The following is a 12,515-nucleotide window of genomic DNA, read 5'->3' as shown; positions in this document are numbered from 1 at the left end:
GCACCCCGCCTTCTTGATCATCCCCCTTATCCCGGCCTGAGGCGGGCCCAGGCACACTGGGAGCATGACGACTGGCGCACCGCCTCCCATCCGCCCCGCCAAGACCCGGCGCTCCGGGCCCCTGAGGTTCCTGCCGCTCGGCATCGCCGCGTGGCTCGTCCTTGAGATCTGGCTGCTCACCGTCGTGGCGGGTGCCACGAGCGGGCTCGTGGTCTTCCTGCTCCTGGTGGGCGGCCTCGTGCTCGGCTCCGCGGTGATCAAGCGTGCGGGGCGCAGGGCGTTCCGCAAGCTCAGCGAGGCGGTGCAACAGCAGCAGAGCGGTGTGACGCCCGCGCCGGAGGCCGGGGGCGGCGGCGGGGCCCTGACGATGCTGGGCGGCCTGCTCATCATCCTGCCGGGGCTGATCTCGGACGCCCTGGGGCTGATCCTGCTGGTGCCGCCGGTCCAGAAGGCCCTCGGGCGGTACGCGGAGCGCACTCTGGAGCGCAAGATGCGCGAGGCGACGCCCGGCGGCCTCGGGGACGCCTTCCAGCAGGCCCGTATGCACCGGCCGGACGGCAAGGTCGTCCAGGGCGAGGTCATCAGGGATGAGCCGCCGGCGCGCGGCCCGCGCCCGGACGACCCGCAGCTGCCGCACTGACGGCGTACCGCCGGGACACGCAGCAGCACGCGGCGACACGCACGAGGGCCGGGGCCACTGCTGAGCAGTGGCCCCGGCCCTCGTACTTGTGCTGTGCGGTTGTGTAGCCGGGTCCGTCGTCAGGCGGACTTGCGGCTGTCCCGCGGATGCACCGCGATGTTCATGGCGCCGGACCGAAGGACCGCAAGGCGCTCCTCCAGGACCTCTTCGAGTTCCTCTCGAGTACGGCGCTCCATGAGCATGTCCCAGTGCGTACGCGCCGGCTTGCCCTTCTTTTCCTCAGGTCCGTCGCCGTCTACCAGGAGTGCCTGGGCCCCGCAGACCTTGCACTCCCACTCCGGCGGGATCTCCGCCTCGACCGAGAACGGCATCTCGAAACGATGTCCGTTCTGGCATGCGTACTCCACGGCCTGGCGCGGAGCCAGGTCGATGCCGCGGTCGGTCTCGTAGCTAGTCACCACAAGACGCGTGCCGCGAAGAGCTCGCTCACTCATGAATCGTGCCTCCCGGGCTTGTCGCCCACAGGACAGGTGTCGCTGTCGTCGTCATCCGGTCAACGTCCGGTCGGCGGTAAAGATTCCCGTTTCAGGGTCATGCGTCGCCGTCGTATGCCGCCCCTTGTTGTACCCACCAGTGCCCGGTTTGTCACATCTGGCAGCAGATGTCACCCAGCGTTTCTGAATCATCAGCTCGCAGTAACGGTCCGCCTGGCAGGCCAAACGCGTACACTACCGGCCTTTGCCCTCAGTTGCTAAATCCGGTCGGGTACGGGGTTCCCCGCGTCGCGCACCGCACGCCTCACCGGCACCCTCGCGAGCAGTGCGAATCCCAGCAGGAAGAAGATCACGAGGGAGACGATCGCGTCCCGGTAGCTCCCCGTGAGCTGGTAGGTGAGGCCGAAGATCAGCGGCCCCAGCCAGGCCATCCCGCGGTCGCTGATCTCGTACGCGGAGAAGTACTCGGCCTCCTTGCCGCGCGGCACCAGATGCGAGAAGAGCGAACGCGACAGGGCCTGGGTGCCGCCGAGGACCAGGCCGATCCCCGCCGCCAGGACGAAGAACCACGAGGGCGCCCCGGCCGGCAGGAAGTAGCCCGCCCCGATCGTCACCGTCCAGGCGACGAGGGAGCCGAGGATGGTGCGCTTGGCGCCGTACGTGCGGGCCAGCCTGCCCATGGCGAGGGCGCCCGCCACCGCGAGCAGCTGCACCAGCAGGACCGCGACGATCAGCGTGGACTGGCCGAGCCCCAGCTCCTCGGAGCCGTAGACGGACGCCTGCGAGATCACCGTCTGCACCCCGTCGTTGTAGACGAGGTACGCCAGCAGGAAGGCGAGCGTGTGCGGGTGGCGCCGCATGTCCCGCACCGTCGACGCCAGCTGCCGCAGACCGCCCCGCGCGGCCGCCCCGGACGGCGCCGTACGCCGGTCGCGCAGCCGCTTCAGGGGTACGAGGGTGAAGGCCCCCCACCACACGCCCGCCGACGCCAGGCAGATGCGCACCGCGGTCGACTCGGAGACACCGAAGGTGTCGTGGGCGAGGAACAGCACCAGGTTCAGCACGAGGACCAGGGCGCCCGAGGCGTAGCCGAAGGCCCAGCCGCGCGAGGAGACCGCGTCACGCTCCTCGGGAGGCGCGATCTGCGGCAGGTAGGAGTTGTAGAGCACCATCGAGACGGCGAGCGAGGCGTTGGCGACGATCAGCAGGAGACCGCCGAGGAGATAGCGGTCGCCGGCCAGGAAGAACATGCCCGCGGTCGCGGCCGCCCCCAGGTACGCGGCCGCGGCGAGCAGGGGCTTCTTGCGCCCCGTACGGTCGGCGGCCGCGCCCGCCACCGGCATCACGAAGACCGACACGAGCACGGAAGCGGACACCGTGTACGCGAAGAAGGACCCGGCGCGGACCGGGATGCCCAGCGGATGCACGTACCCGTCGGGGTCGGCGGCCGCCTTGGCGATCTCCGTGAGGTAGGGCCCCAGGAAGACGGTCAGGACGCTCGTCGAGTAGACCGAGCACGCCCAGTCGTAGAAGTACCAGCCCCGCTGCTCGCGCCGTCGCTCGGCGGCCTCGGCGGCCGCCGTCCGCACGGTGTCGGTGACCACCCGTGACCTCGCTGTTCCCCGTGGTGCGAAGCCGCCCTCGGGCGGTCAGACCCAGGTCCCCCGGTCCTTCAGCACCTCGCGCAGCGTCTCGATGTGATCGGAAACTATGCCATCCACGCCGAGGTCCAGAAGGGCAGCCATCCGCTCGGCGTCGTTGACCGTCCACACATGAACCTGCAGCCCGCGCGCGTGGGCCGCGCGCACGAAGCGGTGGTCGACCACCCGGATCCCGGCGTGCGTCTCGGGCACCTGCGCGCAGACCGCGGAGCGGCGTAGCGCCGCCGGGACGCCGTACGACAGCAGGCGCAGCGCCGCCACGCCCCGCGTGCCGAACGAGGTGGCCAGGCGCGGGCCCGCCAGGCGCTGGGCCCTGGCCACGCGCGCCTCGGAGAACGAGCCGACGCAGACGCGGTCCCAGGAGCCGGTGCGGCGGACCAGGTCGAGGAGCGGCAGGAGGGCGGGCTCGGCTTTGACGTCCACGTTCCAGCGGACCCCGGGGAAGGCCTCCAGGAGCTCTTCGAAGAGGGGCACCGGTTCACTGCCGGCCACGCGCGCGTGGCGCACCTCGCTCCAGGGGAGGTCGACGATGCGTCCCCCCGTGTCCGTCACACGGTCGAGCGTCGCGTCGTGGAAGGCGACGAGGCGGCCGTCGGCGGTGGCGTGTACGTCGGTCTCGATGTAGCGGTAGCCGAGGCCGACGGCGCGCCGGAACGCCGCGGCGGTGTTCTCCAGGCCGTCCGCGGCGCCCCCGCGGTGGGCGAGGGCGAGGGGGCCGGGATGATCGAGGTAGGGGTGGCGTACGCGCGTGGTCACCGCTGCAGTATCGCCTGCTCCGACGGACCTCCGGAGGCCGCGATCCTGCCCGTGCCGGGCGTGGGGAGGGCGAAGTGGCGCAGGAAGAACTGGGCGAGCGGGCCGATGGCGAGCGCGTACAGGACGGTGCCGAGGCCGACCGTGCCGCCGAGCGCGAAGCCGGTGGCGACGACCGTCACCTCGATGAGCGTGCGCGTCAGGCGGATCGAGCGGCCGGTGCGCCGGTGCAGGCCCGTCATCAGGCCGTCGCGCGGCCCCGGGCCGAACGAGGCCGTGATGTACAGGCCGGTCGCCGCGCCGTTGAGGACGACGCCGGCCAGCAGCAGGGGGACGCGGACGGCGAGGGTGTCCACGTCCGGCAGCAGCGCCAGGGCGGCATCCATGGACAGGCCGCAGACGAAGACGTTCGAGACGGTGCCGAGCCCCGGGCGCTGCCGCAGGGGGATCCACAGCAGCAGCACCGCCGCGCCCACGATGATCGAGACGACACCGATGGACAGGCCGGTCCGTTCGGACAGGCCTTGGTTGAGCACGTTCCACGGCTCGGGACCGAGCCCCGCGGACACCATCAGCGCGGAGCTGACGCCGTACAGCGTCAGACCCGCGTACAGCCGCAGCAGACGGTGTGAGAGATGTGGCTTCGTCCCGGACAAGTGGTGCCCCCCGCTGGTGATAGTGGCCCGACGCATGTCACTCTGTGGCTTGGAAGCAGAGCGCAACCATGGCCAATTCGGGGAAGGTGGACTGGGAATCATGGCTCAGTGGACTTCGGCGATGGGTTCGACCCAGCTCGCCCGGCTCCTCGCGTCCCAGCAGACGCGCCCCAGTGGCACGGGCGCCCGCCGCCCGCCCGCCTACCGTGCCCTCGCCGACGGCATCCGGCTGCTCGTCCTCGAAGGCCGCGTGCCCGTCGCCGCGCGTCTGCCCGCCGAACGCGAACTGGCGGTGGCGCTCGCCGTCAGCCGCACCACCGTGGCGGCCGCCTACGAGGCGCTGCGCACCGAGGGCTTCCTGGAGTCCCGCAGAGGAGCGGGCAGCTGGACCGCCGTCCCCGCCGGAAACCCCCTCCCCGCGCGCGGGCTCGAACCGCTGCCGCCAGAGGCGCTCGGCTCCATGATCGACCTGGGCTGTGCCGCGCTGCCCGCGCCCGAGCCGTGGCTGACCCGCTCCGTCCAGGGCGCCCTCGAAGCGCTCCCGCCGTACGCCCACACGCACGGCGACTACCCCGCCGGCCTGCCGGCCCTGCGCGAGATGCTCGCCGAGCGGTACACCGCGCGCGGGATCCCGACGATGCCCGAGCAGATCATGGTCACCACCGGCGCGATGGGCGCCATCGACGCGATCTGCCACCTCTTCGCGGGACGCGGCGAACGCATCGCCGTCGAGTCCCCCTCGTACGCCAACATCCTCCAGCTGATGCGCGAGGCGGGCGCCCGGCTCGTTCCCGTCGCCATGGCGGAGGGCCTCCAGGGCTGGGACATGGACCGCTGGCGGCAGGTCCTGCGCGACGCGGCGCCCCGGCTCGCGTACGTCGTCGCGGACTTCCACAACCCCACGGGCGCGCTCGCGGGCGAGGACCAGCGCAGGCAGCTGGTCGAGGCGGCCCGCTCGGCGGGCACGGTCCTCGTCGTCGACGAGACGATGAGCGAGCTGGGACTCGACCCGGACCTCGACATGCCGCGCCCCGTCTGCGGGTTCGACCCCGCGGGCTCCACCGTCGTCACCGTCGGCTCGGCGAGCAAGGCCTTCTGGGCGGGCATGCGCATCGGCTGGGTGCGGGCCGCCCCCGACGTGATCCGCAGCCTCGTCGCGGCGCGCGCGTACGCCGATCTGGGCACCCCCGTCCTGGAACAGCTCGCCGTGAACTGGCTGTTGAACACCGGCGGTTGGGAAGCCGCGGTCGACGTGCGCAGGGAGCAGGCCAGGGGGAACCGCGACGCGCTGGTCGCCGCCGTGCGCCGCGAGCTGCCCGGCTGGGAGTTCGAGGTGCCGCGCGGCGGTCTCACGCTGTGGGTGCGCACCGGGGGACTGTCGGGGTCGCGGCTCGCCGAGGTGGGCGAGCGGGTGGGGGTGCGGGTTCCGTCAGGGCCGCGCTTCGGTGTCGACGGGGCCTTCGAGGGGTATGTGCGGCTGCCGTTCACCGTGGGCGGCGCGGTGGCCGAGGAGGCGGCGGCGCGCCTGGCCGCCGCAGCCCGCCTCGTGGAGAGGGGCGCGGGCGCGGGTGCGGAGGTCGCGCACCCCTTCGTGGCCTGAGCGCTGCCCTTTTGGGCGCCTCAACTCTCCGCGGGGACCGGCTCCGCCTCGTTGGTCTCATCGGCGGCCTCCGCGAGGGGCACCGCGTCCGCCGGGGTGCTCCGGACCGGCAGCAGTTCCATGACCGCCCGGCGGTGCGACTCGCTGGTCGCGTCGTCGTACGGGTCGGGCGTCGCGGGCACCTGGAGGCGGTGCACCGGGCCGGTGCCGAGCCGCGCGTAACCCCGGCCGGGCGGGACGTCGGAGGTCGGGGTCGTGCGGGGCGGCCTCCCGAGGACCTCCTCGACCTGGTCGGCGGTGGCCGGCCCGAGCACCACACGCGCGCGCGTGTGCTGGCGTACGGCATCACTCAGGGCCTCCAGGCAGTCCAGCTGGTCCGCCACGGCCACCGTCACGTTCGCCGCCCTGCCGTGCCGCAGCGGGACCTGGAGCAGCGACTGGGGGTCGTCGCGCCCGTCGGCGGCGGCGAGGTGGCCGAGCGTGCTCGGCCGGTCCAGGAGGATCCACAGAGGGCGCTTGGTGTCCTCGGGCTGCGCGTGGCCCGACTGCCGGGCGCGGTTGGCGACGATGAGCCTGCGCTCGGTCTCGTGGGCCGCCCACTCCAGGCTCGCGAGCGCACCGGCGAGCCCGCACTCGATGGCCAGCACCCCGTCGAGGCCCGTCAGGCAGGCGTAGTCGCCGGTGCCGTCGCCCTCGATGATGAGGACATCGCCGTACAGAAGCGCCTGGAGGGCGATGGAGCGCAGCAGTGTCGTCGTGCCGCTGCCCGGCTGGCCCGCGATCAGCAGGTGGGGCTCGGTGGAGCGGATGCCGGTGCGCCACACGACGGGGGGAACGTCGCGCCGCTCCTCTCCGTCGGTCACCGGCAGGGTGCGCTGCACGTCGGTCTCGTCGGTGAAGCCGAGGACGGTCTCCCCGGGGGCGGTGACGAAGCGCTGGGCGGCGATGTCCGTGGGGAGCGGGGGCAGCACGGTGACGGTGAGTTCGTTGCCCTCCTCGTCCCACGCGAAGTGGTATTCGCGTCCACGGCCCGCCTTCGCGTGCAGCAGCGCTTCGATCCGTGTACGGGACTCGGCCTCGCCGTCCGCGAAGTACGCGGGGTAGTGCACGACGAGCCGGGAGATCCGTCCGGTGTCGTCGAAGTCGTAGGAAGCGAAGGCCTTGTCCCATTCACCGCCGTGCGTGAAGAGCGGAGCGGGGTCCTCGGGGACCGAGAAGTACGGGACGAGCGCTTCGTAGAGGGCCTGCAGCCGCTGCGCCTGTGCCTCGTCCGGGCCGGTCGGCGCGGGCGCGGTGCGCTCGCGGCCCGTCCACGCGGCGGCCGCCATCAAGGAGACGAAGGCGAGCATCGGCCCATAGGGGAAGAGGGCGACGACGAGGATCACGGAGCCGACCAGGAACAGCAGCGAGCCGCGCTTGTCCTTGGGTGTGTCGGCCCACTTGCGCCGCCCGGCGGCAGCCAGCCGGCGCAGTCCACGGGTGATCGTGATCAGCGGGTGGAGGACGTCCGTGGCGCTGTCGGCGGCCGACCGTGCCAGCTCCCGGCCGCGCGCGAGGGACGCGGTGCCGTTGCTCAGGATGCGGGGGAGTGGGCGCCTGGCCACGTCAGTCTCCTGGAGGTGCGTACGGAGGGCGGGGGCGTCAGAACTTGATCCCGCCCAGCAGGCTCGCCAGGCTCGCGCCGCCGGCCTTGATGCTCGGGGCGATGGCGGTGCCCGCGAGGTAGAAGCCGAAGAGCGCGCAGACCAGGGCGTGGGAGGCCTTGAGCCCGTCCTTGCGGAAGAAGAGGAACACGATGATGCCGAGCAGCACGACGCCCGAGATGGACAGGATCATGAGGGTTCTCCTGGTTGGTGGGGACAGTCACCATGAGTTCTTCCAGGCTCACAGCATGTATCCATACGACAAAAGGTGCAAAGGAGTGAATTTCTCAGGATTTCCCTCGAATGGCAGAGCCTGGCCGGGCCTGTCGAAGAGCAGGTCAGCGGGTCTGCCGTGCTCGCCATGAGCTTTGCCTCGGCCGGGCCGCGCCATGTGCCCGCGAGGGCAGTACCCTGTCGATTCACTCGTACGGCTGCACCCGCAGCACATCCCAGAAAGGCGGACGCCCCATGAGCGAAGCCCCCGACCCGGAGGTCGTGGAGCTGGCGACCAAGATCTTCGATCTGGCGCGCCAGGGCGACACCGCGGCACTCGCGGCATACGTCGACGCGGGGGTCCCGGCCAACCTCACCAACGACAGCGGCGACTCGCTGGTGATGCTGGCGGCCTACCACGGGCACGCCGAGGCGGTCCGGGCCCTCCTGGAGCGCGGCGGCGACGCGAACCGCGCCAACGACCGTGGGCAGACACCGCTCGCCGGAGCCGTCTTCAAGGGCGAGCACGCGGTGATCCGCGCCCTCCTGGACGGCGGAGCCGATCCGGCCGCCGGGACGCCGTCGGCGCTGGACACCGCCCGGATGTTCCAGAAGACGGAGTTGCTGGAGCTGTTCGGGGCCGCCTGAGCGGGTACTCGACCAGCAACGACGGGGGCGCTGGAAATGTGGTCGCGGCGGGCATGACCGCCGGGTCATCATGACGACGTGATTCACGGACGCGACGGCGGGGCAAATGGTGCCGCACCGCGTGGGCCGTGAGCGGCCCGCCCCCGGACCCTCCGTCCGGGAACCCTTAAGGGCCACGGACGAGAGGCAGAGGAAGATGGTCTTCGACAAGCAAGAGACGGCGGGCGGCCCGACGTGTTGGCGCACGGCCAGGTAATGCGTGATTCCCGGTTGCGTCGACGCTTGATGTGAGGCTGTTTCCCATGTTCGATCCGGTCATAGCGCCCAGCGGTACGCTGCTCGGCCTGCTGCAGCGGGGCCGCGGCGACGGCACGCTGCACGCACTCACGGCACCCCGGTCCGAGGCGCTCGCCGCCCTCGACCACTGCGTGCTCCACGATCCCCGCCACGACTGGCAGGTGGAGAACCGCTCGCTGTACTACGCCCGGCTCTACCTCGACCTGCACGGCGGGCTCGGCGAGATCGAGCGGCACCTCTTCGATGCCGAGGACGTCCTGGACACGGACGACTCGCGCACCGGACTCGCCCTCGCCGTCCTCGGACACCTCGCCTCGTACGGCAGACACGACGCCCTCGAACTCCTGAGGCGGTACGCCGCCTTCGGCTCGAACTGGGCGTGGGCCCTGGACGAGCTGGCCCTGCGCGACGACGACGCGGGCCTGCGCGCCCTCGCCGCCCCCGTGCTCGCCAGGTTCCCCGCCGACGCGGAGGGCGACGCCGAACTGGCCGCCGCCGTGCGCGACGCCTACGAACCGCGGCCCTGGCGGCTGTGGGAGGAGAACCCCCGCGCCGATATCGGCGCCCGTGTGCGAGCCGCGCGGGAACAGGGCTCCTTCGACCGCTGGCAGCGCCAGATGCGGCCCGCGGGGCCACGCCCCGGATGGAGCGTGCAGGCCGTCTTCGACTGGGCGCAGGAGGGCCTTGAGCGCGGCGCCGTGCTGTACGTGCCCGCCGCCCGCTGCCTGAGCGCCGTCGCCGGACCCGATGACCGGCCCGAGATCGTCGAGGCCGCCCGCAGCGGCTCCGACGGGGCGCGCGGTACCGCCCTGCGCTACCTGGCCGACGCCCACGACCCGGCCGTCCTCGACCTCATCGAGTACGCCGTGGAGAGCCACTCCCCGGTCGTGGTGGACGCCGCGACCGAAGCCCTCGAACGGATGCGCAGCGTCGCCGCCGTCGAACGGGCCCGGCGCTGGGCCTACCGACCCGACGCCCTCGGCGCCGCGGCGGGACGCGTGCTCGCCTGCCGGGGCGGCGCGCAGGACAGCAAGCTGGTCCTCGCCGCGCTGCGCGAGGCGGTGCGCGGCGAGGGGCCCGACGCGCCGACGCTGTGGACGCTCGTCGACGGCGCGGGACGCCTCGGCATCGCCTGCGCCGCCCCCGTGCTGCGGCACGTCTACCGAGAGACCGCCTCGTCCCATCTGCGCGGCCGCGCCGCCCGCGCGCTCGCCGCCACCGATCCCACCTTCGCCTCCGGCTTCGCCGTCGAGTGCCTGTGGGACTGCGAGGAGTCCACCCGCGGGGTCGCCGCCCGGCACGCCGAGACCGGCGACGCCCGCGTCGTCAACCGGCTCCGCAGGCTCGCCGCGGACCCCGCCGAGGAGGACGAGGTGCAGACGGCGGTACGGAGCAGGATCGGGCCCGACGCGGACGCGCCCGCGGTGTAGCCCGGGTCGCCGCAGGCCCCGGGCGGGCGGGTCAGCGCCGGCCGCCGACGCCGCTGCCGCCGACGCCGACGCCGATGAAACGTACGGGCGTGCCCGGCAGTGCCTGGGCCGCCGCGGCGAGGTCGGCCTCCCTGACGACCGCCACCACTGGGTAGCCACCGGTCGTCGGGTGGTCCGCCAGGAAGACGACCGGCCTGCCGTCCGGCGGCACCTGCACGGCGCCGAGCACCATGCCCTCGCTCGGCAGTTCGCCTTGGACCGCGCGCTCCAGGGCGGGGCCTTCGGTGCGCAGGCCGATGCGGTTGCTCGCCGAGGACACGCGGTACGCGCGCGTGGTGAGCGTGTCCAGCGCCGCCCGGGTGAACCAGTCGGTACGCGGCCCGAGCGTGACCCGCAGCACCAGCTCCCGGGGCGGGGCGGGCTGCGGGACGGCATCCACGCATGCGTGCGTGCCACTCCGGGTGCCGAGCGGCAGGACGGCCCCGTCGACGAGCGGGGGCGGGCCGAGGCCGGAGAGCAGGTCGGTGGAGCGGCTGCCGAGCACCGCCTCGACGGCCACTCCGCCATCGAAGGCGACGTAGCAACGCACTCCGGAGAGCGCCGTCCCGATGTCCAGGAGAGCCCCCGCGGGCACCCGCACCGGCGCTCCCCAGGGGGCGGGGCGCCCGTCCACGGTCACAGGGCAGGGCGCCCCGCCGACCGCCACTGTCACGGGGCGGCGGGGTCGTACGGCACAGCCGTTGAGGGTGGTCTCCAGGACAGCCGCGTCGGGAGCGTTGCCCACGAGCCGGTTGACCAAGCGGGCCGCGGGCGGATCCAGCGCCCCGGAACGAGGCACTCCGAGATGGGCGTGGCCGGGGCGCCCGAGATCCTGCACGGTGGTCAGCACCCCGGCCCGCACGACGGCGAAGGCACGGTCGCTCATGGGGACTCCGGTGGGGCGGCGTGCGGCGTGGTCGCCGGGGGAGTGTCTGGTGTGGCTTTCGGTGGGGTGTACGGCGTGGTCTCCGATGTGGTGCCAGGTGCGGCCCGCGGTGGGGCTGCGGGTGGGCCCTCCAGCACGAAGCGCACGCGTACGCCGGGGGAGAGCAGCGCGGCGGGTACGCGCGCGTGGTCCCACAGCGCGGCGTCCGTCGAGCCGATGAGCTGCCAGCCGCCGGGCGAGGCGCGCGGGTAGACGCCCGTGTACGGGCCGGCCAGGGCGACGCTGCCTTCGGGGACCGAGGTGCGGGGCGTCGCCCGGCGCGGCACTCCGTAGCGCTCGGGCAGCCCGGTCAGATAGCCAAAGCCCGGTGCGAAGCCGCAGAAGGCGACGCGGAATTCGGCCGCCGAGTGGATGCGCGCCACCTCCGGCACGGTCACACCCCAGTGCGCGGCGACGTCCGCGAGGTCCGGCCCGTCGTACCGGACCGGGATCTCCAGGACCGCCTCCGCGTGTGCGGGCAGCGGCGGGATCTCCCAGCCGGGCAGTTCGGCGCGGACCCGGGCGGGCTCGTCCAGGCCGTCGAGGAGCACTGTGCGGGCCGCCGGGACGATCTCCCGCACCCGCAGAGAGCCCGCCGCGCGACGGCGCAGCAGCTCGGCGTGGAGCGCCTGGGCCTCGGCGCCGTCGGCGAGTTCGACGAGCAGCGCCCGGTCGCCGACCGGCAGCACCCTCACGCGAAGGCCTCCACGCGCACGCCTGCCGACTCCAGGCCCGCCCGGACGCGGCGGGCCAGGCCCACCGCCCCCGGAGTGTCGCCGTGCAGGCACAGCGACCGCGCGCGGACCGCGATCTCGTGGCCCCCCTGGGAGGTGACGACACCGGACCGGGCCATGCCGACGGACCGTTCGACGACGGCGTCCGCCTCCGTGATGACCGCCCCCTCGCTGCCCCGCGGAACCAAAGTGCCCTCTTCGGTGTAGGCGCGGTCCGCGAACGCCTCGGTGACGACCGGGAGCCCTGCCTTGTCCGCCGACTCCAGGAGGCGCGATCCGGGCAGCCCCAGAAGGGGCAGCGAGGCGTCGGCGAGCAGCACGCCCTCGACGACCGCGCGGGCCTGCTGCTCGTCGTGGACCACACGGTTGTAGAGCGCGCCGTGCGGCTTCACGTACGACACGCGCGTGCCCGCCGCGCGCGCGAAGACCTCCAAGGCGCCGATCTGGTAGGCCACCTCCGCCGCCAGCTCCTCGGGCGGCACGTCCATCGCGCGCCGCCCGAAGCCCGCCAGGTCGCGGTAGGAGACCTGCGCGCCGATCCGGACCCCGCGCTCGGCGGCCCGGTCGCAGACCCGGCGCATGGTGGCCGCGTCCCCGGCGTGGAAGCCGCAGGCCACGTTGGCGCTGGTGACGACGGACAGTAGCTCCTCGTCGTCGGTCAGGTGCCAGCGGCCGAAGCCCTCGCCGAGGTCGGCGTTCAGATCGATGGAGGTGGTGCTCATGTACGTAGGACTCCTGTGGTTCTCGGCGGACAGGCCAGGGCAGGCTGGGCCAGGGCAGAC

The 12,515-nt window shown here is 73.2% G+C and carries 13 protein-coding genes; 4 read left to right on the top strand and 9 right to left on the bottom strand.

Going from position 1 to position 12,515, the window contains the following annotated elements:
- Positions 1–64: 64 nt before the first annotated feature.
- Positions 65–640 (top strand): FxsA family membrane protein, encoded by a 576-nt coding sequence (gene fxsA, locus ACWDZ7_RS16255; protein WP_451797520.1) that lies wholly within the window; start codon positions 65–67, stop codon positions 638–640.
- Positions 641–759: 119 nt separating this feature from the next.
- Here fxsA and ACWDZ7_RS16250 read toward each other — a convergent pair whose 3' ends face one another.
- The 4 genes from ACWDZ7_RS16250 to yczE all read right to left on the bottom strand — a co-directional run bounded on the left by ACWDZ7_RS16250 (position 760) and on the right by yczE (position 4,240).
- Complete coding sequence (locus ACWDZ7_RS16250) at positions 760–1,134, bottom strand: RNA polymerase-binding protein RbpA (protein WP_030360404.1); 375 nt, start codon at positions 1,132–1,134, stop codon at positions 760–762.
- Positions 1,135–1,391: 257 nt separating this feature from the next.
- On the bottom strand, positions 1,392–2,738 hold the full coding sequence (locus ACWDZ7_RS16245; RefSeq protein ID WP_451797519.1) for an MFS transporter: 1,347 nt from the start codon (positions 2,736–2,738) through the stop codon (positions 1,392–1,394).
- A 45-nt stretch (positions 2,739–2,783) separates the two neighbouring features.
- Positions 2,784–3,551: a glycerophosphodiester phosphodiesterase gene (locus ACWDZ7_RS16240; protein ID WP_451797518.1), complete on the bottom strand. Its 768-nt coding sequence runs from the start codon at positions 3,549–3,551 to the stop codon at positions 2,784–2,786.
- Entirely contained in the window at positions 3,548–4,240 is a 693-nt protein-coding gene (gene yczE / locus ACWDZ7_RS16235) for a membrane protein YczE (RefSeq protein WP_451797517.1), read from the bottom strand. The genes ACWDZ7_RS16240 and yczE overlap by 4 nt, the downstream gene beginning before the upstream one ends.
- A gap of 64 nt (positions 4,241–4,304) precedes the next feature.
- Here yczE and ACWDZ7_RS16230 point away from each other — a divergent pair, with 64 nt between their 5' ends.
- A complete protein-coding gene (locus tag ACWDZ7_RS16230; protein WP_451797515.1) occupies positions 4,305–5,804 on the top strand; it encodes an SCO1417 family MocR-like transcription factor in 1,500 nt (499 codons plus the stop codon).
- A gap of 20 nt (positions 5,805–5,824) precedes the next feature.
- Here the strand turns inward: ACWDZ7_RS16230 and ACWDZ7_RS16225 are convergent, their stop codons facing one another.
- Both ACWDZ7_RS16225 and ACWDZ7_RS16220 read right to left on the bottom strand, forming a co-directional pair.
- Positions 5,825–7,408 (bottom strand): hypothetical protein, encoded by a 1,584-nt coding sequence (locus tag ACWDZ7_RS16225; protein WP_451797514.1) that lies wholly within the window; start codon positions 7,406–7,408, stop codon positions 5,825–5,827.
- Positions 7,409–7,445: 37 nt separating this feature from the next.
- Positions 7,446–7,640 carry a hypothetical protein gene (locus ACWDZ7_RS16220; RefSeq protein WP_018534760.1) on the bottom strand — a complete coding sequence of 65 codons (195 nt, stop codon included), beginning with the start codon at positions 7,638–7,640 and terminating at the stop codon, positions 7,446–7,448.
- A gap of 275 nt (positions 7,641–7,915) precedes the next feature.
- Between ACWDZ7_RS16220 and ACWDZ7_RS16215 the strand changes: the two genes are divergently transcribed.
- A complete protein-coding gene (locus ACWDZ7_RS16215) occupies positions 7,916–8,308 on the top strand; it encodes an ankyrin repeat domain-containing protein (RefSeq protein ID WP_451518588.1) in 393 nt (130 codons plus the stop codon).
- Between the two features lie 302 nt (positions 8,309–8,610).
- Positions 8,611–10,035: a HEAT repeat domain-containing protein gene (locus tag ACWDZ7_RS16210; protein WP_451797512.1), complete on the top strand. Its 1,425-nt coding sequence runs from the start codon at positions 8,611–8,613 to the stop codon at positions 10,033–10,035.
- A 31-nt stretch (positions 10,036–10,066) separates the two neighbouring features.
- On the opposite strand, the gene ACWDZ7_RS16205 is transcribed toward ACWDZ7_RS16210, so the two are convergent.
- From ACWDZ7_RS16205 to ACWDZ7_RS16195, 3 genes are read right to left on the bottom strand one after another with little or no spacing between them, the layout of a single operon-like run.
- The gene (locus tag ACWDZ7_RS16205; protein WP_451797510.1) at positions 10,067–10,960 is read right to left on the bottom strand and encodes a 5-oxoprolinase subunit C family protein; all 894 of its coding nucleotides are present in this window, start codon (positions 10,958–10,960) and stop codon (positions 10,067–10,069) included.
- Positions 10,957–11,694 carry a 5-oxoprolinase subunit B family protein gene (locus ACWDZ7_RS16200; RefSeq protein WP_451797508.1) on the bottom strand — a complete coding sequence of 246 codons (738 nt, stop codon included), beginning with the start codon at positions 11,692–11,694 and terminating at the stop codon, positions 10,957–10,959. The genes ACWDZ7_RS16205 and ACWDZ7_RS16200 overlap by 4 nt, the downstream gene beginning before the upstream one ends.
- Positions 11,691–12,455 (bottom strand): LamB/YcsF family protein, encoded by a 765-nt coding sequence (locus ACWDZ7_RS16195; protein ID WP_451797507.1) that lies wholly within the window; start codon positions 12,453–12,455, stop codon positions 11,691–11,693. Before ACWDZ7_RS16195 ends, ACWDZ7_RS16200 begins: the two co-directional genes overlap by 4 nt.
- Positions 12,456–12,515 lie beyond the last annotated feature (60 nt).

The organism is Streptomyces sp. NPDC003032 (assembly GCF_053591415.1).
The sequence above is the reverse complement of the archived record's forward strand: the minus strand, read 5'-3'. Positions and strand labels throughout refer to the sequence as shown.